At 75.4% G+C, this 23,213-nt stretch carries 25 protein-coding genes; 5 read left to right on the forward strand and 20 right to left on the reverse strand.

Annotated elements, in window-relative coordinates; genetic code table 11:
• Positions 1-109: 109 nt before the first annotated feature.
• Genes CLV37_RS18200 through CLV37_RS18230 form a run of 7 tightly spaced genes read right to left on the reverse strand, consistent with a single transcriptional unit; the run spans position 110 to position 2,948 of the window.
• Complete coding sequence (locus CLV37_RS18200) at positions 110-322, reverse strand: hypothetical protein (protein WP_146149477.1); 213 nt, start codon at positions 320-322, stop codon at positions 110-112.
• A gap of 42 nt (positions 323-364) precedes the next feature.
• Positions 365-934 carry a hypothetical protein gene (locus tag CLV37_RS18205; protein WP_106212978.1) on the reverse strand — a complete coding sequence of 190 codons (570 nt, stop codon included), beginning with the start codon at positions 932-934 and terminating at the stop codon, positions 365-367.
• The gene (locus CLV37_RS18210; protein ID WP_106212980.1) at positions 931-1,533 is read right to left on the reverse strand and encodes a DUF6286 domain-containing protein; all 603 of its coding nucleotides are present in this window, start codon (positions 1,531-1,533) and stop codon (positions 931-933) included. The genes CLV37_RS18205 and CLV37_RS18210 overlap by 4 nt, the downstream gene beginning before the upstream one ends.
• On the reverse strand, positions 1,530-1,913 hold the full coding sequence (locus tag CLV37_RS18215; RefSeq protein WP_106212982.1) for an Asp23/Gls24 family envelope stress response protein: 384 nt from the start codon (positions 1,911-1,913) through the stop codon (positions 1,530-1,532). Before CLV37_RS18215 ends, CLV37_RS18210 begins: the two co-directional genes overlap by 4 nt.
• Positions 1,906-2,085, reverse strand: coding sequence for a DUF2273 domain-containing protein (locus CLV37_RS18220; protein WP_106212984.1), 180 nt, complete (start codon positions 2,083-2,085; stop codon positions 1,906-1,908). Before CLV37_RS18220 ends, CLV37_RS18215 begins: the two co-directional genes overlap by 8 nt.
• A gap of 43 nt (positions 2,086-2,128) precedes the next feature.
• Positions 2,129-2,482 (reverse strand): Asp23/Gls24 family envelope stress response protein, encoded by a 354-nt coding sequence (locus tag CLV37_RS18225; RefSeq protein WP_106212986.1) that lies wholly within the window; start codon positions 2,480-2,482, stop codon positions 2,129-2,131.
• 1 nt (position 2,483) lies between these two features.
• Positions 2,484-2,948 carry an Asp23/Gls24 family envelope stress response protein gene (locus CLV37_RS18230; protein ID WP_106212988.1) on the reverse strand — a complete coding sequence of 155 codons (465 nt, stop codon included), beginning with the start codon at positions 2,946-2,948 and terminating at the stop codon, positions 2,484-2,486.
• Between the two features lie 192 nt (positions 2,949-3,140).
• Here CLV37_RS18230 and CLV37_RS18235 point away from each other — a divergent pair, with 192 nt between their 5' ends.
• Together CLV37_RS18235 and CLV37_RS18240 are read left to right on the forward strand one after the other, a co-directional pair.
• On the forward strand, positions 3,141-3,749 hold the full coding sequence (locus tag CLV37_RS18235) for an RNA polymerase sigma factor (protein WP_245885475.1): 609 nt from the start codon (positions 3,141-3,143) through the stop codon (positions 3,747-3,749).
• Complete coding sequence (locus tag CLV37_RS18240; protein ID WP_106212992.1) at positions 3,746-4,249, forward strand: hypothetical protein; 504 nt, start codon at positions 3,746-3,748, stop codon at positions 4,247-4,249. Before CLV37_RS18235 ends, CLV37_RS18240 begins: the two co-directional genes overlap by 4 nt.
• Positions 4,250-4,279: 30 nt before the next feature.
• Here CLV37_RS18240 and ppk2 read toward each other — a convergent pair whose 3' ends face one another.
• Positions 4,280-5,113, reverse strand: a complete 834-nt coding sequence (gene ppk2 / locus CLV37_RS18245; protein ID WP_106212994.1) for a polyphosphate kinase 2 — start codon at positions 5,111-5,113, stop codon at positions 4,280-4,282.
• Positions 5,114-5,245: 132 nt separating this feature from the next.
• Here ppk2 and CLV37_RS18250 point away from each other — a divergent pair, with 132 nt between their 5' ends.
• Positions 5,246-6,514: an APC family permease gene (locus tag CLV37_RS18250; protein ID WP_106212996.1), complete on the forward strand. Its 1,269-nt coding sequence runs from the start codon at positions 5,246-5,248 to the stop codon at positions 6,512-6,514.
• A gap of 11 nt (positions 6,515-6,525) precedes the next feature.
• On the opposite strand, the gene CLV37_RS18255 is transcribed toward CLV37_RS18250, so the two are convergent.
• Together CLV37_RS18255 and rpiA are read right to left on the reverse strand one after the other, a co-directional pair.
• The gene (locus CLV37_RS18255; RefSeq protein WP_170127348.1) at positions 6,526-8,244 is read right to left on the reverse strand and encodes a phosphatidylglycerol lysyltransferase domain-containing protein; all 1,719 of its coding nucleotides are present in this window, start codon (positions 8,242-8,244) and stop codon (positions 6,526-6,528) included.
• A 191-nt stretch (positions 8,245-8,435) separates the two neighbouring features.
• A complete protein-coding gene (gene rpiA, locus CLV37_RS18260; protein WP_106213000.1) occupies positions 8,436-9,158 on the reverse strand; it encodes a ribose-5-phosphate isomerase RpiA in 723 nt (240 codons plus the stop codon).
• Positions 9,159-9,289: 131 nt separating this feature from the next.
• Between rpiA and CLV37_RS18265 the strand changes: the two genes are divergently transcribed.
• Positions 9,290-10,129, forward strand: coding sequence for a sugar phosphate isomerase/epimerase family protein (locus CLV37_RS18265; protein ID WP_106213002.1), 840 nt, complete (start codon positions 9,290-9,292; stop codon positions 10,127-10,129).
• Here the strand turns inward: CLV37_RS18265 and CLV37_RS18270 are convergent.
• From CLV37_RS18270 to CLV37_RS18315, 10 genes are all read right to left on the reverse strand, one after another.
• Entirely contained in the window at positions 10,126-10,389 is a 264-nt protein-coding gene (locus tag CLV37_RS18270; protein WP_245885476.1) for a hypothetical protein, read from the reverse strand. The genes CLV37_RS18265 and CLV37_RS18270 overlap by 4 nt on opposite strands.
• A gap of 167 nt (positions 10,390-10,556) precedes the next feature.
• Positions 10,557-11,816 carry a 2-hydroxyacyl-CoA dehydratase family protein gene (locus CLV37_RS18275; protein ID WP_106213005.1) on the reverse strand — a complete coding sequence of 420 codons (1,260 nt, stop codon included), beginning with the start codon at positions 11,814-11,816 and terminating at the stop codon, positions 10,557-10,559.
• Positions 11,813-12,964, reverse strand: a complete 1,152-nt coding sequence (locus tag CLV37_RS18280) for a 2-hydroxyacyl-CoA dehydratase family protein (RefSeq protein WP_106213007.1) — start codon at positions 12,962-12,964, stop codon at positions 11,813-11,815. Before CLV37_RS18280 ends, CLV37_RS18275 begins: the two co-directional genes overlap by 4 nt.
• Positions 12,961-14,235: a CaiB/BaiF CoA transferase family protein gene (locus tag CLV37_RS18285; protein WP_106213009.1), complete on the reverse strand. Its 1,275-nt coding sequence runs from the start codon at positions 14,233-14,235 to the stop codon at positions 12,961-12,963. Before CLV37_RS18285 ends, CLV37_RS18280 begins: the two co-directional genes overlap by 4 nt.
• A complete protein-coding gene (locus tag CLV37_RS18290; RefSeq protein ID WP_106213011.1) occupies positions 14,232-15,425 on the reverse strand; it encodes a CapA family protein in 1,194 nt (397 codons plus the stop codon). The genes CLV37_RS18285 and CLV37_RS18290 overlap by 4 nt, the downstream gene beginning before the upstream one ends.
• Positions 15,422-16,273 carry an alpha/beta fold hydrolase gene (locus CLV37_RS18295; RefSeq protein WP_106213013.1) on the reverse strand — a complete coding sequence of 284 codons (852 nt, stop codon included), beginning with the start codon at positions 16,271-16,273 and terminating at the stop codon, positions 15,422-15,424. Before CLV37_RS18295 ends, CLV37_RS18290 begins: the two co-directional genes overlap by 4 nt.
• A 3-nt stretch (positions 16,274-16,276) precedes the next feature.
• Complete coding sequence (locus CLV37_RS18300; RefSeq protein ID WP_106213015.1) at positions 16,277-17,158, reverse strand: ATP-binding cassette domain-containing protein; 882 nt, start codon at positions 17,156-17,158, stop codon at positions 16,277-16,279.
• Positions 17,155-19,116, reverse strand: coding sequence for a dipeptide/oligopeptide/nickel ABC transporter permease/ATP-binding protein (locus CLV37_RS18305; protein ID WP_106213017.1), 1,962 nt, complete (start codon positions 19,114-19,116; stop codon positions 17,155-17,157). The genes CLV37_RS18300 and CLV37_RS18305 overlap by 4 nt, the downstream gene beginning before the upstream one ends.
• Positions 19,113-20,054, reverse strand: coding sequence for an ABC transporter permease (locus CLV37_RS18310; RefSeq protein ID WP_106213018.1), 942 nt, complete (start codon positions 20,052-20,054; stop codon positions 19,113-19,115). Before CLV37_RS18310 ends, CLV37_RS18305 begins: the two co-directional genes overlap by 4 nt.
• A 52-nt stretch (positions 20,055-20,106) precedes the next feature.
• Positions 20,107-21,684 (reverse strand): ABC transporter substrate-binding protein, encoded by a 1,578-nt coding sequence (locus tag CLV37_RS18315; RefSeq protein WP_106213020.1) that lies wholly within the window; start codon positions 21,682-21,684, stop codon positions 20,107-20,109.
• Between the two features lie 108 nt (positions 21,685-21,792).
• Between CLV37_RS18315 and CLV37_RS18320 the strand changes: the two genes are divergently transcribed.
• Positions 21,793-23,196, forward strand: coding sequence for an alpha/beta hydrolase domain-containing protein (locus CLV37_RS18320; protein WP_106213022.1), 1,404 nt, complete (start codon positions 21,793-21,795; stop codon positions 23,194-23,196).
• Positions 23,197-23,213 lie beyond the last annotated feature (17 nt).

Here is a 23,213-nt window from a genome sequence, read left to right on the forward strand (position 1 = left end):
ACGGGCGGTCACTCGGGCTCCCGGTGGCGGGCGTGGCGGGCGGGGTCGTCACCGTCGTACCACGCACCCCGGCGGTGGACGCCCGGACCGGGCCGGCCCGCAGCGCCCGTCAGCGCTGGGACCGGTAGTGCTCCAGCACCTCCCGGGTGCTGGTGACGCCGTAGCGGGCCCGCAAAGCGGTCAGCCGCCGGGCCACCTCGGCCAGGGGGACCCCCAGTCCCTCGGCGGCCCCCGTCGCGCTGGTGCCGGCCCCGAGGAGGTCGAGCAGGTGCCGGTCGTCCCGGTCCAGTTCGACGTGGTCGGGTCCGGTCCTCTCGCACACGGTCATCGGCCTCCTCCGCCGGGTCGTTCGGTCACGGGCGCGTCAGTGGACGCGCCGGGTCTTGTCGTTGCGGGCCACGGACAACCGGACCCGGCCCCGGACGTCGTCGCGGCCCAGGACCTGCCGCAGCTGGGCGCTGACCTCCTGCGAGGCCGCCGCGACGGTGCGCAGGTCGGCGGTGGGTTCGACGACGGCGCGGAACTCGACGAGCAGCTCCCCGCGGTCGGAGATCGTGCGGCCCGAGGCGCTGCGCACCCCGGGGGTCAGCGCGAACTCCTCCGCGGCAGCGTCGACGGGACCGGAGGCGGTGAGCCTGGACTGCCCGCCGGGCCCCGAACCGGGCAGCGACAGCGTGCCGACCGACCGACGGGGCACGTGGGCCAGGAGCCACCACAGGGCCAGGACGGCGAGCACCACGGCGGCGACGGCCGCGGCCGCGGCGAACCAGGACTCCTTCGTGACGTCGGCGACCGCCAACCGCGCGGGGGCACCCGGCCACCACTGCCGCAGCCACCCAGCGGCCCAGACGACGGCCGCCGCTCCCCCGGCGAGCAGGACGAGCCCCAGCAGGACCGCGACCACCCGGTCGAGTCCCAGCACGCGCCGGCTCACGACGCCACCTCCTTCGTCCCGTCCGTGGATCCGTGCGTGGTGCCCGGCCCCGCGGGCGAGGACGCCGAGGACGGGGCCTGGACGCGCACCCGCACCCGCGGCGCGGGGTCGAGGCCGTCGAGGGCCCGGCCCACGGCGTGCTCGACGGCGGAGCGCACGCTCGCGCTGGTCGCCTCGACCTGCACGTCGACGCTGCGGCGACCGGCCCGCGTCGAGGCGGACAGCACACCGTCCTGCTGCCGCGCGGCGCCGGCGGCGAGCCGGGCGACGTCACGGGTCGACAGGGTCGTGTGCGGGGCCCCCTGGACCCGGACCGTCCGGCGCGAGCGCCGGGAGAACCCGGTCACGACGAACCAGAGCCCGAGCAGGACCGCGACGGCACCGCCGACCAGGACGGCGGTCGTGGGGGTGGCGCCGTCGGCGGCGCGCAGCAGGGGGGCCAGCCACGACGTGCCGGACACCGAACCCCGGGCGACGAGGGCCTCACGGCCGAACCCGACCGCCAGCACCAGCAGGAGCACCGCGAGCAGCGGACCGACGACGCCGATGCGGCCGGCCCCGGTGGGCGCCTTCGCGGGAGGCAGGGGTGCGCCGCTCACTGCACCCTCCGCATGTCGGGGGCCTGGCGCACGTACTCGGCGACGGTGACGTCGCAGGCGTCGACGACGACGGCGGCGAGCCGGGACAGCTCCGCCACGACGCTGGTGCGCACGCGGTCGGCGAGGGCGGGGGCCGGGGTGGGCCAGCGGGCCGCGACCTGGACGTCCAGGCGCACGCGGTTGCCGGCCCGGGTGCAGGCCGCCGTCGGGTAGGCGCGGTTCAGGACCGTGTCGACCGCCTGCCCCAGGCCCGCGCGGGGCCGGGAGGTGCGGACGCTGCCCTCGACCGCACCGGCTGCGGCGCGGGCGATCCGCGTCAGGGCGCGGTCGGCGACGACGAGCGTCCCCCGGTCCTCGGGGGCCGGGAGCGTCTCAGCCACGGCTGCGTCCGGGCAGCAGGGAGAGCAGGTCGACGCGTCCTTCCAGGTGCGCGCCGACGAGGTAGCCGATGGCGGCGAACAGCAGCGCCAGCAGGAACCAGCCGAGACCTGCGACACCACCGATCAGGGCGAGCAGGAGACCGGCGAACAGGCCGGTCGTGGACGAGGACACGGGTTCTCTCCGAGGTGGGTGGGTGGACGGGGGGTGGTGGTGCTCAGAGCGCCGGCTCGGCGGGGGCCACGTCCTCGACGTGGACCAGGACGTCCGCGGTGGTGCCGTGCAGCGCGAGTTCCTGCGCCACGCGGGCGTGCACGTCGCGCGCGGTGAGGCGCACCGGGACGCCGGGGACGACCACGACGTGGACCTCCAGGGGCGCGCGGCCGGCCAGGACGTCCTCGCTGACCCGGACCCCGCCGACGCGGCGTCCGGGCAGGTAGGTGCCGAGCTCACCGAGGACCCCGGCGTGCAACCGGACCACGCCGGGGACGGTGAGCACGGCGGCGGCCACGTCGTCGGCGAGCGATTCGACCGTGACCGGCTGCGCGGCACCGGTGTCGGAGGTGCTCACGTCACTGGACGCGGGTGGTGCGGACCTCGGGCTCGTCGTCGTCCTCCTCGGGCAGGTGGACGTCGGAGACCTCGAGGTTGACCTCGGTGACCTCGAGCCCGGTCATGCGCTCGACGGAGGCGATGACGTTGCGCCGCACGGCGGAGGCGAGGTCGCTGATGGCCACCCCGTACTCGGCGATGAGTTCGATGTCGACGGCGGCCTGGCGCTCGCCGACCTCGACGGAGACGCCCTGGGAGTGGTTGACGCGGCCGCCGGGGATGCGCTCGCGCAGGGCGCCGACGGCGCGGGCGGCACCGCCGCCGAGGGCGTGGACGCCGGAGACGTCCCGGGCGGCGATGCCGGCGATCTTGGAGACGACGGTGTCGGCGATGGTCGTCACGCCGTGCTCGCTGGACAGGCCCGAGGGGGCGACGGCGGCGGTCCCGAGGCCGGTGACGGGCTTGGTGGTGGTGGTCTCGCTCACTGTTCCTCCTGGTGTGGTCCGGTCGCCGGGCGACCGGAGCGGGTGCGTACGGAGGGTTGGAGTGCCGCAGCCGCGGATCGTCACGGAGCTTCGAGAGTGATCTGGGTCACACTCCGCCGTCGTTCCGGTCGCGCCGCCGCACGGCGCGTGCTGCGATCACCTGGCCCTGACCGACCGGACCTGGAGACACCGTTGAGGCGACCCGCCCCCGACGAGGGCTCCGGACCGCACGCCGACCCGCACGCCGACCCGCGTTCCGACGAGGTCCTCGCCCGGCGGGCCGGCCTCGGCGACCGCGAGGCGTTCGCCGCGATCGTCGACCGGCACGGCCCGGCCCTGGCCCGCTACGCCGGTCGTCTCCTCGACGACGCCCACCAGGTCGAGGACTGCCTGCAGGACACCTTCCTCGCCTCCTGGCGCGGGCTGCCCGCCTTCCGCGGCGACGCGAGCCTGCGGACGTGGCTGTTCACCCTGACCCGGCACGCGGCCTTCGCGCGGTTGCAGCGCTGGCCGCGGTCGGGGTCGCGCCCCCACGTCCCCGTCGAGGAGGTCGCCGACCGGCTGCGCGACTTGCGCGAGGACCCGGAGCGATCCAGCGTGGAGGGCGCGCTCCGGGAGGCCCTCGACGTGGCCCTGCGCCTGCTGCCGCCACGGCAACGCACCGCGTGGCTGTTGCGCGAGGTGGAGGGTCTGGGTTACCCAGAGATCGCGGTCGTGCTGGGATCGAGCAGCACGGCCGTCCGGGGACTGCTCGAACGGGCCCGCACGACACTGGCGAACACCTTGGAGGAGTGGCGGTGAGCACCCGAGCGGACTCGACGGACGAGGCGGTGGCCGGTGAGCGGCCCACGGGCCAGGGGGCGCGCGTCCTGGCCGAGGCGACCGCCGCCCTGCGCCGCTACACCCCCGCGGGGTGGCAGGACGTGCGGACCGATCTGCTGGCCCTGGCCCGCCGCGCCCACCGCCCCTCGGCGCCCGTCCGCGGGCGCCACGACCTGGGCGACTTCCTGCTGGCCACCGACGTCCTCGTCGGCGCCCTGCGCGCGGCCGTCGACCCGGTGCCCGACGTCACCGTCGCCGCCGTGCACTGCGTCACCGGTGACGGCGAGCGCCTCACCGGGGTCACGGTCGAGGTCGCCGCCCTCTTCGGGACCCACCTGCCCACGGCGGCCGACACCGTGCACGACACCGTCGACCGCGCCCTCGGCGACCTGCTGGGGGTCCTGCGGCCGCCGTCGGACGCCGTCGACGTCCACGTGCACGTCGCCGACGTGGTCACCGACCGGACCGCCGTGGACTGACCCCTCGGGAGCCGGGGCGCGCCGGAGGGCTCAGGACGGTCGCAGCTCCGAGGCGACGTCCGGCACGTACCGGTACGCCTCGCGCGGCGGCCGGACGTACTTGCCCGCCGCCGGCCGGCGCCCCAGGGTGAGCTTGCGGGGTTCGAGCTCGGAGTACGGGACCTGCCCCAGCACGTGCGACAGGCAGTTCAGCCGCGCGGCCCGCTTGTCGTCGGCCTCCACCACCCACCACGGGGCGAACGGCGTGTCGCAGCGGGCGAACATCTCGTCCTTGGCCCGGGAGAAGTCCACCCAGCGCCGCCGGGCCTCGATGTCCATCTCCGACAGCTTCCAGCGCCGCATGGGGTCGTCGAGCCGGGACCGCAGGCGTTTCTCCTGCTCGGTGTCGCTCACCGAGAACCAGTACTTCAGCAGGACGATCCCGTCGTCGACGAGCATCCGCTCGAACTCCGGCGCCTGCGTCAGGAACGTCTCCAGCTCCCCCGGCGTGCAGAAACCCATGACGCGCTCCACCCCGGCCCGGTTGTACCAGGACCGGTCGAACAGCACGATCTCCCCCGCCGTCGGCAGGTGCTGGACGTACCGCTGGAAGTACCACTGCCCCTTCTCGCGTTCACTGGGCGCCGGCAGCGCCACGACGCGCGCGGTCCGCGGGTTCAGGTACTCCGTGAGCCGTTTGATCGCCCCGCCCTTGCCCGCGGCGTCACGGCCCTCGAAGAGGATCGCGACGCGGGCGCCGGTCCGCACCACCCAGTCCTGCAGGACGACGAGTTCGCGCTGCAGTTCCAGCAGCCGCGCCTCGTAGGCCCCGCGCGGGACCTTTCCGGCGCCGCCGTCCTCCGGGTCGCGTCGCTTCTTCGCCATCGTCCGTCCCCTCCCGTGCCCACCGGCGCTCCGCCGTGATCACCGATCCTGTCCCCGCACCGGGCGGGGTGCCAGTCGCTCGCGGTGGACGCCCCCGCCGTGCGGGCCGGGACCCCGCGGGATGATCGCGCGGTGACCGCCTCCGCGCCGCTCGCCCGCCGCCTCGGCCGCGCCGACGCCGTCGTCATCGGCCTCGGGTCCATGCTCGGCGCCGGCGTCTTCGCCGCCTTCACCCCCGCCGCGGCCGCCGCGGGTCCCGGTCTGCTGCTCGGCCTCGTCCTGGCCGCGGTCGTCGCCTGGTGCAACGCGACCGCCACCGCGCAGCTCGCCGCCGCCCACCCCAGTTCCGGCGGCGCCTACCTCTACGGCCGCGAGCGCCTGGGCGAGCGCTGGGGTTTCCTCGCCGGCTGGGGCTTCGTCGTGGGCAAGACCGCCAGCTGCGCCGCCATGGCCACGACCTTCGCCGCGCACGTCGTGCCCGGCCCCTGGCAGCGTCCCGCGGCGGCGCTGGCCGTGGTGGCGCTGGCCGTCGTGAACCACCGCGGGATCACCCGCACGGCGCGCCTGACCCGGGTCCTGCTGGCGGTGACCCTGAGCGCGCTGGCGGTCGTCGTCGTCGCCTCCCTGGTGGGGGCCTTCGCGGGGGACGGCGCCCCGCGGGCCGCGCTGGACCTCACCCCCCTGGACGTCCCGGGCGTCCTGCAGTCGGCCGGGCTGCTGTTCTTCGCCTTCGCCGGGTACGCGCGCGTGGCCACGCTGGGCGAGGAGGTCCGCGACCCGGCCCGCACGATCCCGTGGGCGGTGACGGTGGCCCTGGCCTGCGCCGTCGTCGTCTACGCCCTGGTCGGCGTCGCCGTCCTGGCGGCCCTGGGTGCGGACCGGCTGGCGACGCAGGACGCTCCCCTGGTCGCCGCGGCCGGGACCGCCGGCTGGGGCTGGACGTCACCGCTGGTCCGCGCCGGTGCGGCGGCCGCCGCGCTCGGGGCCCTGCTGGGGCTCGTCGCCGGCGTCGGCCGGACGAGCCTGGCGGTGGCCCGCAACGGCGACCTGCCCCGGGCGCTGGCCGCGGTGCACCCCCGGTACGCCGTCCCGCACCGCGCGCAGGCGCTCGTCGCGGTCGTCGTGGGCGCCCTCGTCCTCAGCGTCGACCTGCGCTCGGCGATCGGGTTCTCCTCCTTCGGGGTGCTCGTCTACTACCTCGTCGCCAACGTGGCCGCGTGGACGCAACCGCGCGAACAGCGCCGCTTCCCCCGCGCGCTGCAGGTGATCGGGGCGGCCGGGTGCGTCGCCCTGGTCGCCGCGCTGCCGGCCCGCTCGGTGGCGGCCGGGATCCTGGTGTTCGCGGTCGGGTTCGGCTACCGGTCGGTGCACGCCCGGTCCGCGCGCCGGCGCCGCGGCTGAGGGCGGGTGGGTCAGCCGCGCCGGGAGGGCAGGAACTGCTCGACGCGGGCCACGGCCAGCCCGATGCGCGGCAGGTCCGACGTGCGCTCGAAGCACAGGAAGCGCGGGACCCAGCGCGGCTGGTACTTGGCGTTGCTGCGGTAGAGCTGTTCGAGCTGCCACGTCCGCGAGAACACGACGAGCACCCGGTACCACAGCCGCAGCACCGGCCCGGCCCCCAGCCGCGAACCCCGGTCGAACACCGACCGGAACACGGCGAAGTTCAGCGAGATGCGCTGCAGGGCCGCGCTCCTGGCGTGGGCGACGACGTCGGTGACGACGAGTTCCACCGTGCCGTTGGGCGCCTGCGGGTTGCGGCGCATGAGGTCGAGCGAGACCCCGTGCACCCCCCACGGCACGAACGTCAGCACCGCCAGCAGCTCACCCTCGGCGGTGCGCGCGGTGGCGACGAGCAGGTCCGGGTCGGCCGGGTCCCCCAACCGGCCCAGGGCCATCGAGAAACCCCGTTCCTGCCCCTCGCGCCAGGTCACCGCGGCCGAGGCGATCTCCAGGAGCTCCGAGTCCGGGACGTCCTGCTGACGCCGGACGCCGACCTGCGTGCCCCCGCGCCGGGCCCGGTTCACGGCCTGCCGCAGACCCCGGACGGCCCGGCCCTCCAGGCTGAACGCGTCGACGTCCAGGACCGCCTCGTCGCCGACCTCCAGGACCTGCAGCCCCGCCCGGTGGTAGACGGCGGCCCCGGCCTCGGAGGCACCGACGACGGCGGGACGCCAGGCGTGCGCGGCCAGCTGCTCGCGCCACGCCTCGACGGCCGCGGGCCACGACGTCTCGTTCCCGACGGGGTCGCCGCTGGCGACGCTGACGCCCCCGACGACGCGGTGGACGACCGCGGCGCGCCCGTTCGGGGCGAACACGGCCGTCTTGTCCCGGCGCAGGTTGAAGTACCCCAGGGCGTCGCCCTCGCCCTCGGTGGCCAGCAGCCGGCGCAGGGGTTCCTCCGCCGCGCCCAGGGCCGCGGGATCGGCGGCGGGACGGAACAGGAACCACGTGACGAGGAGCACCAGGACGGTCCCGGCGGAGTTCAGGACGACGTCGACCCAGCCGGGCACGAGGACCCCGTCGGGGAAGATGACGAAGGTGTCGACGGACACGAGGGTTCCCGCGGCGGCGTACCAGAGCCGGCTCAGGACGTTCCCGGCGCTCTCCTGCGTCGCGACCACGAACCCCGTGCCGATCGCCAGCCAGACCAGGCTCGCCCCGCCGCCGATCCGCAGGGCCTGGCGCACCCCCAGCCGCGACGGCAGGACCGTGAACTCGCGCCGGGACACCACCAGGAGCACGAGGAGCAGGCACTGCACGGTGAGGAACCCGTGCGCGGGGAACGCGTCGACCAGGCTCCACACGACGTTGCAGACGGCGTTCAGGCCGGTCACGACGACCGCCGTCCACCAGGCCGCCCGCTTGCGCTGCGCGAGGGAGTGCGCCAGCAGCAGCAGGACCGTCCCGTAGCCGAAGCTGGGCCAGCTCGTGGCGAAGACGACGTCGGCCACCAGCGGCGGCGCCGACTGCGCGCGGTCGGACAGGGGCGCGTGGACCGCCATCGCGATGGACGCCAGTCCCGACAGCAGGAAGACCCACGTGCCGGCCGAGGCCAGGAGGCGGGGCAGCCGGCCGCCGCGGGGCTCCGGCTCGTGGCCCGTCCGGGTCCGCACCGGCTCCGCCGATCGCACCACGCCCACGTTCCCGCCCACGGCCACCGTCTCCTCGCGCTCCCGTGAGGACGCCCGGCGGCGACCTCCGGTACCCGATCGTGCCGGTCACGACCCACGGCGGGCATCCGCCCGCGGTACCGGACGACGACGTGCGCCACCCCTACCCACGGAGGTCGCAGGTCATCCCGGGGTAGTACCCCGGGAGGGGGTCAGGCGCCCGCGCGCAGCTCGCGCAGGTCGGCCGTGCCGTCGGAACGGCCCACGACGACGGCGTCGGCCATCTGCACGAACAGCCCGTTCTCCACGACGCCGGGGATCTGGTTGAGCGCCAGCGCCAGCGCCGGCGCGTCCCGGACGGCCCCCAGCTCGACGTCCAGCAGGTAGTTGCCGGAGTCGGTGAGCACGAGCTCCCCGTCGCGCCGGCGCCGCTCGAGGTCGGCGACCTCGTACCCGTGCTCCCGCAGCAGGCGGGCCACGAGCCGCGTCGTGCTCGACCAGCCGAAGGGCAGGACCTCGATCGGCAGGGGGAACCGGCCAAGCGTGGTCACGATCTTGCTCTCGTCGGTGACGATCACCGTGCGGCGCGAGGCGCGGGAGATGATCTTCTCTCGCAGCAGGGCCGCGCCGCCGCCCTTGATCATGTCGCCGTTCCCGTCCAGCTCGTCGGCGCCGTCGACCGTGAGGTCCAGCTCGGGGTCGGTCTCCAGGTCGGTGAGCCGCACCCCCACGCTCAGGGCGAGGTCGCGCGTGGACGTCGACGTGGGGACCCCCACGACGTCGAGGCCGTCGGCGACGCGCTCGGCCAGGGCCCGGACGAAGAAGTGCGCGGTCGAGCCCGACCCCAGCCCCAGCGTCATCCCGTCCCGGCACAGCTCGACGGCCCGGCGGGCGGCGGCCTGCTTGGCCAGGTCCTGGGCGCTGGTGGTGGTCATGCGGTCCCTCCGAGGTGGTCGGCAGCTCGACACGGCAGCGGGCACCGCCCGGTCGGCTCCATGGTCCACGGTTCACCGCGCGCACCGCGCACGGGGGGTCGCCCGCGCAGGCCCCGCGTAGGGTCGCCCGGATGACCGCACCCGCTCTCGTGGCCACCTGCTGGACGACCGCCGGCACGGCCCGCCCGCTGGACGCCTCTGAGGTGGCGTCGTACTCCCCCCTCGAACGCGTCCGTGCCGTGGCCGACGGCGGCTGGACGGGGCTGGGGTTCGCCCACGAGGACCTCGAGCGGATCCGCGCGACGACGGGTTTCGCGGTCATCGCCGCGGCCGCCCGGGACGCCGGCCTCACCCACGTCGAGGTCGAACTGGTGACGGACTGGTGGAAGCCGGAGGAGTCCTGGCGGCCCCGCTGGGAACTGCTGCTGGAGGCCGCGCAGGCGTTCGGTTCGCCCTTCGTCAAGGCGGGCACGGAGTTCAGCGCCCCGTGGGCTGACCTGTCGCCGCTGGTGGACCCGTTGCGCCGCCTGGCGATCGAGGCCGCCGACCACGGGACGCGGGTCGCGCTGGAACCCCTGCCGTTCTCGATGGTCGGCTCGGTCCCCGCCGGGGCCGACCTCGTGCGCGCCGTCGACCACCCCGGCGCCGGGCTGGCCGTGGACCTGTGGCACGTGGTCCGCGCGGGCACCACGCTGGCCGAGCTCGAGCAGTGCCTGACGGCCGACCTGGTCGCGGCCGTGGAACTCGACGACGCCGACGCCGACCCCGTGGGCACGCTGTTCGAGGACACCCGGGACCGCCGGCGCTACTGCGGCGAGGGCGCGCAGGACGTCCGCGGTTTCGTCGAGGTCCTGCGCCGGCTGGGTTTCCCGGGCCCGTGGGGCGTGGAGATCCTGTCCGACGAGCACCGCGGCCTGGACCTGACGGCAGGGCTGGCCCGCGCCCGGCGGACGGCGCTGAGCTGCTTCTAGGGCTCGCGCCAGCCCTGGCCCCAGACCCGGGCCGCGCGCAGGAACTCCTGCAGCACCGGCGGCTGGGCGTACACCGCGTAGGTGTTGCGGCCCAGCGTGAGCGCCACGGCGACGTCCGGCACGTCCACCGCGAAGGCCCGCAGGTCCCGGACGAGGTGCTCGGGGAGGAACTCGGCCGGGCCCAGGGTGAGGAGGTCCTCGCGGAGGGCGGGGGCGAGCTGACGCCACCAGGACGCCACGGCGTCTGTCTGTTGCTGCACACCAAGGGTCTCGACCGGTCCGCACCGCACCTCGACCGCTCGTCACCCGGCTGGGGGTAGTGCACCACCCACCTGGCCCGCCCACCGCACCCGGCACCGGCCCGCCCGGGTCCGCCCGGTGCGCGAGGGCCTCCGGTCCCGTCCCGGCACGCAGACCGCCGCTCTCCCTACCCCCCGCCGCGCTGCCCCGCCAGCTCCTGCACGAACCGGGCGATGGACCCGTCCAGGTCGGCGCGCTCGAGCGCGCGCGGGTCCGCGTTGCTGGCCCGCACCTCCAGCACGGGGATCCCCTGCTCCTGCAGCGCCAGGGTGATGAACCGGGCCCCGGCGACGTCGTCGGCCACCAGGTGCACGACGCCGTCGACGCCGTGGGTGCGCGCCTCCCGCACGTACCACTGCGGGGCCAGCAGCGGGGAGTACAGCAGGTCGGTCACGCCGACGAACCGGGCCGCGAGCGCCTCGACCGGGTCGTCGCCGTAGCGGACGTAGCCGTCGGCGGCGATGGCCAGGTACATCGACCACACGAAGACCGCGCCGAACTCCTCCTCGAACCGGCGGTAGAGCGCGGTATCGCCCCACAGGCCGCGCCCGACCCACATGAGCCGGACCCGCTCGTCGGGCACGACGGCGGTGCCCGCCGCGACGAGGGCCTCGACCTCGTCGTGCAGGGCCCGGGCGGCGTCGCGGCCCCAGGGGCTGCCCCGGTGCCACTGCGGGACCATGACGGCGGGGATGGTGTCGCTGACCCGGACCGGCGTGGGCCGGGCCTGGGCGATCAGGTCGCGGGTGCGCATGTTCCACTCCTCCTGCTCGTTGACGAGGTCCATCACCTCCCGCAGCCGGTCCAGGTCGAAGGTGCGGCCGGTGCGTTCCTCCAGGAAGGCGATGAGCTGACGGTTCTCCTCGGCCATGAGCGCGATCCGGTCGGCGCCGAAGACGCGCTCCCAGTCGTGGGCCACGAGGTCCCACCAGCGCTCGGGGGCCGGGACGGCGGCGGTGCGCTCGTACGGGAAGAACGCCGTGCCGGGCTCGTCGGTCCACGCCTCGAACGCCTTGCCGGTGGCGTCACCGCTCAGCTCGGCGATGACGATGCCCGGCTTCGGCAGCCCGCCCCACAGGGCGTCCTGGTCGGCGACGCCGCGCGAGCCGAGCGCGAGGACGTCGTACTGGCGGCTGTCGTCGGGGTGGCCCAGCCCGGCCACCACCGCCAGGCTCTCCTGCGCGAGCTGCTTGGCGGTGACGATCGAGGCCCACCACTGGTTCACGACGTAGGGCACGTCCATCGCGCGCAGGACCTCCTGCGGGGCGTCGGCGTTGACCAGGGCGACGGCCTCCCCGGCGGCGGCACGCTCGCGCAGGTCGGCGAACCACGCGCGCTGGTGGGCGAGGGCAGCGGTGGTCGCCGCGAGCCGGCCCGCCCCGCTCACGCCGACCGCCGGAGCACGGCGAGGGCGTCGAGCACCGCCTGCGGGTCGTCGGCGGCCGCACCCCGCACGAGCGCGGCGGGCACCCCGGCCGCGGCCCGCTGGCGCGAGTAGTCCCACGCGGGGGCGTCGTCGTGCTCGCGGACGACGGCCAGCAGCGCCCGGGCGCCGGTGCGCGCGACGCCGGCGGCGGTCGCCGCGGCGCGGGCGGCCATGGTCGAGGTGGCGGCGGCGGGGGCGCCGACGAGGCGGGCGCGGACGGCGACCTCGGCGGCGGCCTCTCGGGTGCGCGGCGCCGGGCCCGCCGGCGCGTCGGTGAGGACCGGGTCGCCCCAGTCGTGGTCCTCCCCGACCACGACGGCACCCGCGGACTCCAGGAGGCGGTAGAGGTCGTCGCCGACCGGTGCGCTGCCGGTCAGCCAGAGCGGCAGGCCGTCCGCGCGGCGCGGGACGGGCCGGGCCAGCGCGGCCTCGATCGCGGGGAGGGCCTCGGCCCCGGGGGCGCCTGCGGCGAGGCCGTAGGCGTGCAGGGCCACGGTGCCGCCGGGTCCGGCCGGGTGCGGGCGCCGGTCGTGCAGGTCCCGCAGGACGGCCGTGGTGCGCTGCTGCTGCGCCCACGCGTCCGCCAGGCTCCCCTCGTCGACCGCGCCGCCGGTCCAGGCCTCCACGGTCCGCAGCATCGAGAGCACCTGCTGCACGTTGAAGCGCACGGTGCTCTCGCGCGGCAGGTGGACCTGGTCGACCAGGTGGACCGGCAGGGTGGTCCGCCCGCGCCGGTGCAGCTCGTGCAGGACCGCGTGCAGGCGGACGGACCCCTCGCCGTCGTGGGCGATCAGCAGGCCGCGCAGGGGGTCCAGCTCCCCGGCGAGCACCGCGGCCGCGACGAGCAGCGCGGCGCGGTCGACCGCGCCGCCGAGGTGCTCGGCGGCCACGGCCACCTCGGCGGCCGCGCGCTCGCGCGGCGGGACCCGGAACGGTTCCCCGCCGGCCGCGGCGACGAGCGCGGCCGGCACGTCGCGGCCGACGACGCCGACGACCGGTGCGCCGCCCGCGGCCCGCTGCAGCGCGGCGGAGGTGCGGGTGGCGTAGCGCGCGGCGAGTCCGGTGAGGCCCCCGGGGGCGTCCACCGTGGAGCCGGGAGCGGCGTTCACAGGGCGCCTGCGGCGCGCAGGGCGGCGATCCGCTCGACGTCGTAGCCCAGGAGTTCGGACAGCACGCTGTCGGTGTGCTCGCCCAGCCAGGGCGCGGGCCGGTCCAGGGAGGTGCTGCTGCCGGACAGGACGATGGGCACGCCCGAGCCGTACAGCTCCGGCGCGACGCCGTACACGGGGTGCCGCAGCACCTCCACCTCCCCGCGCTGCAGGACCAGCGGGTCGCGGACGGCCTCGCCGGTGTCGCGCACGACCGCCGCGGGCACGCCCCGGGCCTCCAGCCTCGCCACGGCGTCGGCGACGTCCAGGCCGGCCGCCCAGTCGCGGATCAGGGCGTGCAGCTCGTCGGCGTGCCGCACCCGCATGTCCCGCACGGAGAAGCGGGGGTCGTCGGCGAGTTCGGGACGCCCGACGGCGGTGAGCAGGTTCCGGCTGAAGGCGTCGGTCGGCCCGCACAGCGCGAACCAGCCGTCGGTGCCCTCGAAGACCCCGAACGGCGCGAGCCGGGGCACGTAGGACCCGGTGCGCAGCGGCATGCCGACCTTCTCGAACGCGTCGAAGGGTTCGCAGGCGACCAGGGACGTCAGCGCGCCCAGCATCGAGACGTCGACGTGCTGACCCCGACCGGTGCGGTCGGCCTCCAGCAGCGCCGACAGCACGCCGATGACGCCGAACAGCGGCGCGACGAGGTCGGCGATGGGCAGCCCGAACCGGACCGGCGGGTCGCCCGGTTCGCCGGCGGTGAGCATGGTGCCGCTGAGGGCCTGGATGATGGTGTCCATCGCCTTGCCGCCGCCGGGCACGCCCTGGGCGCCGAAACCGCTGATGGAGGCGTAGACCAGGCGCGGGTTCAGCTCGTGCACGACGGGGAAGTCGATGCCGAGGCGGTGCGTCACCCCGGCGCTGAAGTTCTCGACGAGCACGTCGGCCTTCGTCACGAGTTCGCGGAACACGCGGGCCCCCTCGGGGGTCTTCAGGTTCAGCGTGACGCTCTCCTTGTTCCTGCCCCGCAGCATCATCGAGACCGACATGTCCTTGTCGCTGGTCCGCTGCGCCTGCAACCCCTCGGCGGAGTAGTAAGGGGCGTTGTTGCGGGAGCTGTCGCCACCGAGCTCGGGGTTCTCGACCTTGATGACCCGCGCGCCGAGCCCGGCCAGCAGCAGGGTCGCGTAGGGGCCGGACAGGGCCGTGGTGAGGTCCACGACGGTCTTGCCGGCCAGCGGGTGGGCCGTGTCGGGACGGTCGCTGCCGGGACGGTCGGTGTCGGTCATCGGGTGGCTCCTCGCTCGTACGGGACGTGCTGCTCGTCCTGCTCGTTCTGCTGGTGCGGTTCGCCCGGTCCGACGCGGACGACGTCGCCGTCGACGGTGAAACCGGTCGCGAAACCCTCGGCCCGCGTGGTGCGCCGGAGGTACTCCAGGACCGCCCGGCCGTCATCGGCCCCGCCCCACGGCACGGGTCGGGCCCGGCGGTCGATCCAGCAGGGCACGAACCCGGCGACCACGCGCCCGTCGTCGTGCACGTCGAGGACGGCGATGAGCGTGTTCCGGCTCTCGGGGTGGAACGGGTACCACGACGGCAGGTCGGGATCGGGCTCGAAACCGAACAGCCGGCGGCGCCGCAGGGCCCACCGGCGCTGCTCGGCCACGTCCCCGGCGGCGGGGGTGAGGGCGTCGGTGACGGTGACGAAGTTCCCGAGCCCGTGGAAGATCGGACGGCCCCGGTGCAGCTCGATCCCGCGCGCGACGTGGGCGTGGTGCCCGACGACGGCCGCGGCGCCCGCGTCCACCGCCGCGTGCGCGACCTCGGTCTCGTAGGCCGCGAGGTCGACGGGGGTGTGCACGAGGCCCTTGTGCAGGGCGACGACGAGGACGTCGACGGTGGCGGCGACCCGGCGGACCGTCTCCCGCATCCGCGCCAGGGTCTCCGCGTCGGCCCAGGTGTGCACGCTGGGCGGTCCGCCGGGGTTCGCCCCGACGGGTTCGTAGTGGGTGAGGACCCGTACGTACGCCGCGCCGGGGCGACGGCTGGTCGCCCAGCTGTCGGTGGGGCCCACGCAGTTGAAGGACAGCACCCCGACGGTGAGGCCGCCGACGCGGGCCAGGGCCGGGACCAGGGCGGCGTCGAGGTCGCCGCCCGCGCCGGTGGTCCGCATCCCGTGCTCGTGCGCGGCGGCGAGGGTCTGGGCGATGCCCTCGCCGCCGGCGTCGGCGATGTGGTTGCCCGCCAGGGTGAGGACGTCGAACCCTGCGCGGCGCACCGCGCCCAGGTGCGCCGGGTCCGCCGGTGGTGCCGGGACGTCCACGGTGGCGACGGTGGTCGTCCTGGCGTGCGGCACCTCCAGCTGGCCGACGGTGAGGTCGGCCGCGCGCAGGAACTCCCGGGCGGGGTCGAAGAAACCGTCGGGGTCGGGCCGGTCGACGACGAGGTCCCCGGTGAGGGCGATGCGGACCGGGCTCACGCGCGCACCGGGGGTTCGGCGACCCCGTTGAGCTCGTCGACGAACACCCGCACCTCGCGCACGAGCCGGTCGGCGGACTCGTCGCCCACCATGTGCCCCTCGTCCTCGAACAGGACGGCCTTGGCGCCGCGCACGTGCATGGCGGCGCGCAGCGCCGACTCCGGGGAGATGACCCCGTCTCGCATCCCGGCCAGGACCAGGACGGGCAGACGCAGGCCGCGGTAGACCTCGGCGAGTTCTTCGTCGGTCCGCGCCTCGGGGAACGGTTTGCCCTGGTTGATGCTCGCCTCGTCCTCGGGCCGGTCGGCGGCCTCCTGCGCAGCTTGGGCGAACCGCGCGCGCCGCGACTCCAGCCGGGCCGGGTCGTCGGTCCAGCCCGCGAGCTTCTCGAGCAGGGACGTGACGACCGCGGGGTCGTGGCGTTCGGCGATGAACCGGCGGCGGCCCTCGGAGGACTCCGTGCCCCCGGCCCGGTCGTGGGGGGTTCCGACGACGGACACGAGCGCCTTCAGCCGCTGCGGGTGGCGGCGGGCGAGGTGCCAGCCGATCCCGGCGCCGTGCGAGACACCGGTGTACAGGAACCGGTCGAGGCCGAGGCGGTCGGCGACGGCGCAGACGTCGTCGGCCCACTGGTCCAGCCAGCCGATCGCGGGGGGTTCGGCCGGGTGGGTGGACCGGCCGAAACCCCGGGCCTGGATCGTGTAGACGTGGTACCCGGTGGGCGGGTCGGCGAGGACCTGCGGGTAGGCCCCGGCCGTGAAACCCATGGCGCAGGACAGCACCACCTCGTCCCCGGAGCCGAACTCCTCGTACCACAGCTCACCGTCGCCGACGTCGATCGTGGGCATTCCTCAGTCCTTCCGTTCTGCGAGTTGCTGCTCGGCCAGCGCCCGGCGCAGTTCCCGCCGGCGCTGCTGCTCGTCGGGGTCGGGCACGGGTGCGGCCGCGAGCAGCGCGCGGGTGTAGGGGTCTTGCGGGTCCTCGTGGACCCGTTGCGCCGGACCGTGTTCGACGATCCTTCCGGCCCGCAGCACCGCGACCTCATGGGCGACGTGCCGCACGACGCTCAGGTCGTGGGAGATGAACAGCAGGCTCAGCCCGAGGTCGCGCTGGACCTCGGTGAGCAGGTTCAGCACCTCGGCCTGCACGGACAGGTCCAGCGCGCTGACCGGTTCGTCGCACACGACCAGCCGCGGGGAGAGCATCAGTGCCCGGGCGATGGCGATGCGCTGGCGCTGGCCGCCGGAGAACTGCGCCGGGTACCGCAGCGCGGCGTCGGGCCCCAGGCCCACCCGCTGCAGCAGGGCGGCCGTGCGGTCCCGGACCTGCGCACGGGTCATGCGCTCGGCCGCGGGCAGGGTGGCGCACGGTTCGGCCAGGCTCGCGCCGATCGTCAGGGTCGGGTCCAGCGAGCTGTAGGGGTCCTGGAACACGACCTGGCGCCGGGCGCCGAGGGCGCGGCGCTCGGGGCGCGACAGGGTCGCGAGGTCGCGTCCCTCGAACTCGACGCTGCCCCCGGCGACGGGCACGAGCCCGAGGACGGCCCCGCCGATCGTCGACTTGCCCGAGCCGGACTCCCCGACCAGGCCCAGGGTCCGGCCGGGCGCGATGTCGAACCCGACCCCGTGCACGACGCGGGTGCGGCGCCGTCCGGTGCCGTAGTCGACGGCGAGGTCGCGCACCCGCAGCAGGGGTTCCCCGGGTTCCCGGAGTTCTCCGACTTCCCCGGTCACGAGGCGCTCACCGCCACCCGGTCGACGTGGACGCAACGGCTGGTCCGGTCGGCCCCCACCTCCAGCACCGGGACCGGCGCCGAGCGGCACCGGTCGGTGGCGAACGCGCAGCGCGCGGCGAAGCGGCACCCGACGGGCCACTGCCGCGGGGGCGGGACGACCCCGCCGATGGTGGGCAGCGGCCGGCCGGGGACGGCGTCGTGCGGGTTGGAGCGCAGCAGCGCCAGCGTGTACGGGTGGCGCGGGGCCGTGAAGGTCGCCCGGACGGGGGCGGACTCCACGACCTGCCCGGCGTACATCACGACGGCGCGCCCGCACAGGTCGGCGATGACGCCCCAGTCGTGGCTGACGAGCACGACCGCGGTCCCGGTGCGCTGCTGCAGGCTGCGCAGCAGGTCGAGGACCTCGGCCTGGACGGTGACGTCGAGCGCGGTGGTCGGCTCGTCGGCGATGAGCAGGCGGGGTTCACCGGCCAGGGCGATGGCGATGGCGACGCGCTGGGCCATGCCGCCGGAGATCTCGTGCGGGAACCGGCGCGCCACGGCGGGGTCGAGGCGGACGGCGCGCAGCAGGTCGGCCACCCGCTCCCGCACCTGCGGCCGGCTCAGGCGCCGGTGCGCGCGGGCCGCCTCGGCGATCTGGGCACCGACGCGGAACGAGGGGTCCAGGGAGACCATCGGCTCCTGGGAGATCATCGCGATGCCCGCGCCGCGGACCTCGCGCAGTTCCCGGTGCGACAGCCCGACGAGTTCGCGGCCCGCGAACCGGACGGACCCGGCCAGGACGCGCCCGTTCGCCCCGAGCAGGCCGAGCAGGGCCAGGGCGGTGACGGTCTTGCCGCTGCCGGACTCCCCCACGAGGCCGACGACCTCACCGGGCGCGACGTCCAGGTCGACGCCGTCGACGACGACGGTCTCGCGCCCGGGTTCGCCGAACCCGACCCGCAGGCCGCGCACGACGAGCAGCGCGTCGTCGGCGGAGCGGCCCGTGGGGGCGGGTTCCACCGCGGGTTCCACCGCGGGGGACCCGGCGGCGGGACGGCGCCGCGGTCCGGCCGCGCCGGCGAAGGTGAACCGCTCCTGGTTGGCGTCGCGCAGCGCGTCGGCCAGCAGGCACAGCGCGAGGGTGGTCAGCGCGATCACCCCGCCGGAGGGCACCAGCAACCAGGGGTCGACCTGGACGAGGGAGGCGGCCTCGGCCACCATCCCGCCCCAGGTGGGCGCGGGCGGGGGCGGCCCGAAGGACAGGAAGGCCAGACCGGTCTGGATGCCGAGGGTGGCGGCGGCGAACAGGCTGACCTGCACGAGCAGGACACCGCGCAGCTGCGGCAGGACGTGGCGCAGCACGATGCGCGCCTCCCCGACCCCGGCGACCCGGGCGGCGCCGACGTACAGCTCCCGGCGGACCCCGAGGACGACGCTGCGGAAGACCCGGATGAATGCGCCGCTGGCCAGGACGCCGACGCTGACCATCGCGACGAGCATGCTGCCGTCGAAGATCGCCAGGACGGCGAGCGTGATGATCGTGCCGGGGATGGACAGCAGCACGTCGACCGCGCGCAGGACCACCCGGTCCAGCAGCCCGCCCACGTACCCCGCGAGCACCCCGAGCGGGACCGCGATGACGAGCATCGCCGCGACGGCCTCGAGCACCCCGGCCAGGGACTGGCGGCCGCCGAACAGCAGGCGGCTGAGCACGTCGCGGCCCAGGCTGTCGGTGCCCAGCCAGTGCTGGGCACCCGGCCCCTGCCGCACGACGCGCAGGTCCTGCAGCAGGGGGTCGTGGGGGGCCAGCACCGGCGCGGCGAGCGAGGCCGCGACGACGACGAGCAGGACGACGCCGGCGGCGACGCCGAGCGGTTTGCGCAGCACGCGCGGCCAGAGGCCTGTCGAAACCGGACGCGAGGCCGGACGCGAGGCCGGGCGCGAGGCCGGGCGCCGGGGTTCGGTGGTGGTCATCGCACCCGCACCTTCGGGTTGAGCACGCCGTAGAGCACGTCGACGACGACGTTCACGACGATGACGAACAGGGTGAAGACGACCCCGACCCCGAGCACGACGGGCAGGTCGTGGGAGGTGGTCGCCTGGGTGACGAGGCTTCCGAGGCCGGGCAGGACGAACACGTTCTCGACGAACACGGCGCCGGTGAGGGAGGCGACGACGGTGATCCCGAGGACCGTCAGCGACGGCAGCGCCGCGTTGCGCAGGACGTGGCGGAACACGATGCTGCGCTCGCGGATCCCGGAGGCGCGCAGCACGCGGACGTAGTCGCGGGCGAGGACGTCGAGGGCGGAGTCGCGCATCTGCTTGGCCACGATGGTGATCCCGCCCAGGCTGAGCGCGGCGACGGGCAGGACGAGCGAGAGCAGCCACTGCAGCGGGCCGTCGGCGAACGGGCGGTACCCGGTGGCGGGGAAGACGCGGACGGCCACGGCGAACGCGGCGACCAGGACGATGGCGATCCAGTAGCTGGGCAGGGCCAGCCCGAACAGCGAGACGGTGTCGAGCACCTTGCCGAGGACGCCGCCGCGCACGGCGCTGACGAGGCCGACGAGGGTGCCGAGGACGCCGATGACGAGGGTCGACAGGACCAGCAGGGACGCGGTGACGGGGACGCGGGCGACGATCAGGGCGCTGACCTCGTCCCCGCTGAGCACCGAGCGGCCGAGGTCGCCGTGCAGGACCCCGGCCAGCCACGTGCCGTACTGCACGGGCAGGGGCCGGTCGAGGCCGAGCTGGTCGCGCAGGCGCGCGACGAGGTCCGGGGTCGCGTTGGCGCCCAGGATCGTGCGCGCCGGGTCACCGGGCACGAACGACATCAGCAGGAAGATGACGAACGAGGCGATCACGACGAGGACGACGGACAGGGCGAGCCGGGTGGCGATGAGCCGGGTCACGCGCGTCCCCCCTGCGGGGTGCCGGTCGCGGGCCGGGCCGGGCGGCGGTCGCTCACTCGGCGCTCTTCCACGCGTACCGGGGGTCCGGTGAGACGGGCAGCGGGTTGGGGTTCAGCGCCGACGCCGTGACGTTCTGCAGGTCGGCGTCGACCGCGAACACGTTGTCGGTCGAGACGGCGGGGATGAACCACGCGGCCTCGTTGGAGGCCTTGGTGATCTGCTCGAAGACCGCGGTCCGGTCCGCCCCGCTCGCCGCCTGGGCCTGCGCGTACAGGGCCGTGAGCGTCGGGTCGGCGGTGCCGAACGGGTCGGTGACACCGGGCTGGACGAAGTTCGCCAGCACCTGGGCGCTGGTGGAACCGATGACGGGCCAGACGAGGACGGGGTACTGCTTGGACAGCGCGGCCTGGATGAAGTCCGGCACGGTGTTCTTGACGACGAGTTCGACCTTGACGCCGATCTTGGCGAGGTCGCCGGCCATCGCCTGCGAGATCGTCGTCTGGTTGTCCAGGACGTTCTCGGTCAGCACGGGCAGTGTGAAACCGTCCGGGTACCCGGCCGAGGCCATGAGGGACTTGGCCTCGGCGAGGTCCTGGGTGAAGCCGTACCCGTCGAGGTGGCCGTCGACCCCCTCGGCGGTGAGCTGGCCGTTGGCCTGGTTGTAGTCCGCGCCGAGCGCGGAAGCGAGCGCGTCGCGGTCGAGGGCGAGGGCCATCGCCTGCCGCACGTCGGGGTTCGCCAGGGCGGGGACGAGGGTTCCCTGGTGGTCGGCGACGGTGAGGCCCCAGGTGAAGAACGGCGCGGTGACGAGTTTCAGCCCGCTGGACTTCGCGCTGACCGCGGTGGTCGGGGTGAGGCCGGCGAAGGAGACCTGGCCGGTGGTGACGGCCGACAGGGAGGCGCTGGGGTCGCCGATGACCTTCACGACGACGGAGTCGTACTGCTGGGCCTCGGGCGCGAAGTACCCGGGGTTCTTCTCGTAGGTGTACGAGGAGTTCGTGACGGACTTCGACGCCGAGTAGGTGTAGGGACCGGTGCCGTCGGTCGCGGTCAGCAGGCTGTCAGGGTCGGCCAGGCCCTTGGGCCCGATGACCTGCCCGACACCCCAGTACTGCGTGAGGTAGTACGGGCCGTCGGGGTACGGGGTCTTGTACGTGATCACCACGGTGTCGGCCGACGGCGCCTCCACCGAGGCCACCGGCCCGGCGTAGCGCAGGTCGCCGCCGCCGGCGGACAGGAAGTACTCCAGCGACGCCTTGACCGCGGCGGCGTCCAGGGGCGCGCCGTCGCTGAACTTCACGCCCTGGCGCAGGGTGAGGGTGAGCACGGTGTTCGTAGGGTCGAAGGACCACGCCGTGGCCAGGTCGGGGATCAGTTCGCCGTCGCCGGTCTGGTGGATGAGGGAGTCGTAGGCCAGGGCGGTGAAGATCGCGCTGCCGCCGGACCCGCCGAGGGCGGGGTTGAGGCTGATGGGGATGCCCGCGAACTGCGTCGTGAGGGTCCCGCCGGGGCCGCCGGAGTTCTCCGGTCCGTTCGACCCGGTGTCGCTGCAGGCGGTCGTGGTGAGGGTGAGGACAGCGACGGAGAGGGCGGCGAGCAGGGTTCTCGTGGGCAGGCGGGAGGCAGGCATCGGTGCTCCTTTGCATGGTGTGCTGCGGGGGCGGACGCGTCCGCTGCGACGGAAAGTATCAGTTGAACTGATATCTTGTCAGCACTCGAGACGAGGAGTCCGCAGACGATGACGTACCGCTCCGTCGCGCCGATCCGGGACACGGGATCCGTCCCCTTCGGCACCGCGCACCTGCCCGACCTGGCCATGGGCGTCGACCTGGCCGCGCACGGCTACGTCGAGGAGGAACTGCTCCTGAGCGGTGCCGCCGCCGTCTGGCACCGCCCGGTCCCCGGTGGCGAGGCCGTCCCCCGCGCGGTGGAGTCGCCGTTCCGCACCCGGGTCCTCGTGCGCCGCCCCGCCGAGGCCGCGACCGCGTCCGGGTTCACGCTCCTCGAACCCCTGCACCCCGACCTCGACTCCGCGCTCGTGTGGAACGACGTGCACCCGTGGCTGCTGCGCGAGGGGCACGCCTGGGTGGGCGTCACCGCCTTCGCCCACCTGGCGACGCAACTGCGCGAGGAGATCGACCCCGAGCGCTACGCCGACCTGGACCTGCCGCACGAGGGGCAGCAGTACGACGTCCTCGCCGCGGCGGTGCGCGCCCTCGCCGCCGGCGACCTGCTGGGTCCCGTGGCCCCCGGGCCCGTCGTCCTCGCCGGGATGTCGGCGACCGGCAGCACCTGCCGGGTGTTCCTGCAGGACGGTTTCCACGAGCGCTGCAGCACCCCCGCCGGCCGCCGGCTCGTCGACGGGTACCTCATCGCGATCTCCTCCGGCGGCGCGGGAGCCGCCGGCTACCCGCCGCTGTCCCCGGGTGACGCCGTCCTCGCGGCCGACGACGCCCGCCGCACCGTCACCGGGCACGGCGCGGTGGTCGTGGAACTGCTCAGCGAGACCGAGTCCGAGACCCACGGCCCGGTGCTGCGCGCGGACGGCGACGAGACCGACGACCGCTACCGCCTCGTCCAGGTGGCCGGGACCGCGCACGTCGAGGCGCGACCGAGCGTGCTGACCAACCGGCAGCAGTTCGAGGACGCGGGCGGGCGCCGGCCCGCGTTCGCCGTCCGCGAGCCGCTCAGCGACGCGCGCTTCGACCTGTACGCCCGCGCGGCCCTCGCCGCGCTGCGACGCTGGATCACCGACGACGTCCCGGCGCCCCGCGCGGACCGCCTGCACCTGCGCCCCGGGGCCGAGGAGCTGGAGCGCGACGAGGACGGCACCGCCCTCGGCGGCGTGCGCCCCCCGTGGGTCCAGGTGCCGCTGGCCGTGCACCTGCCGCACGGCACCGCCTCCGAGGAGTGCGAACCCCCACCGCCCTGGATGCCCTTCAGCGACCCCGAAGCGCTGGCCCGCCTGGTCGGCACCGTGCGCCGCTTCCCGCTGGCCGAGACCCGGCGCCGCTACGGCACCCGCGCGGCGTGGCTGCGCCGGTTCGCGGCCGCGACCGGCCAGCAGGTCGCCGCCGGCTGGTTGCTGGCCGAGGACGGCACCGAACTCCTGCACCACGCGCCGGAGCGCTGGCGTGGTTGAGCCGGGCACCGCGCACC

This window comes from Kineococcus rhizosphaerae (assembly GCF_003002055.1).
GTDB classification, from domain to species: Bacteria; Actinomycetota; Actinomycetes; order Actinomycetales; family Kineococcaceae; genus Kineococcus; species Kineococcus rhizosphaerae.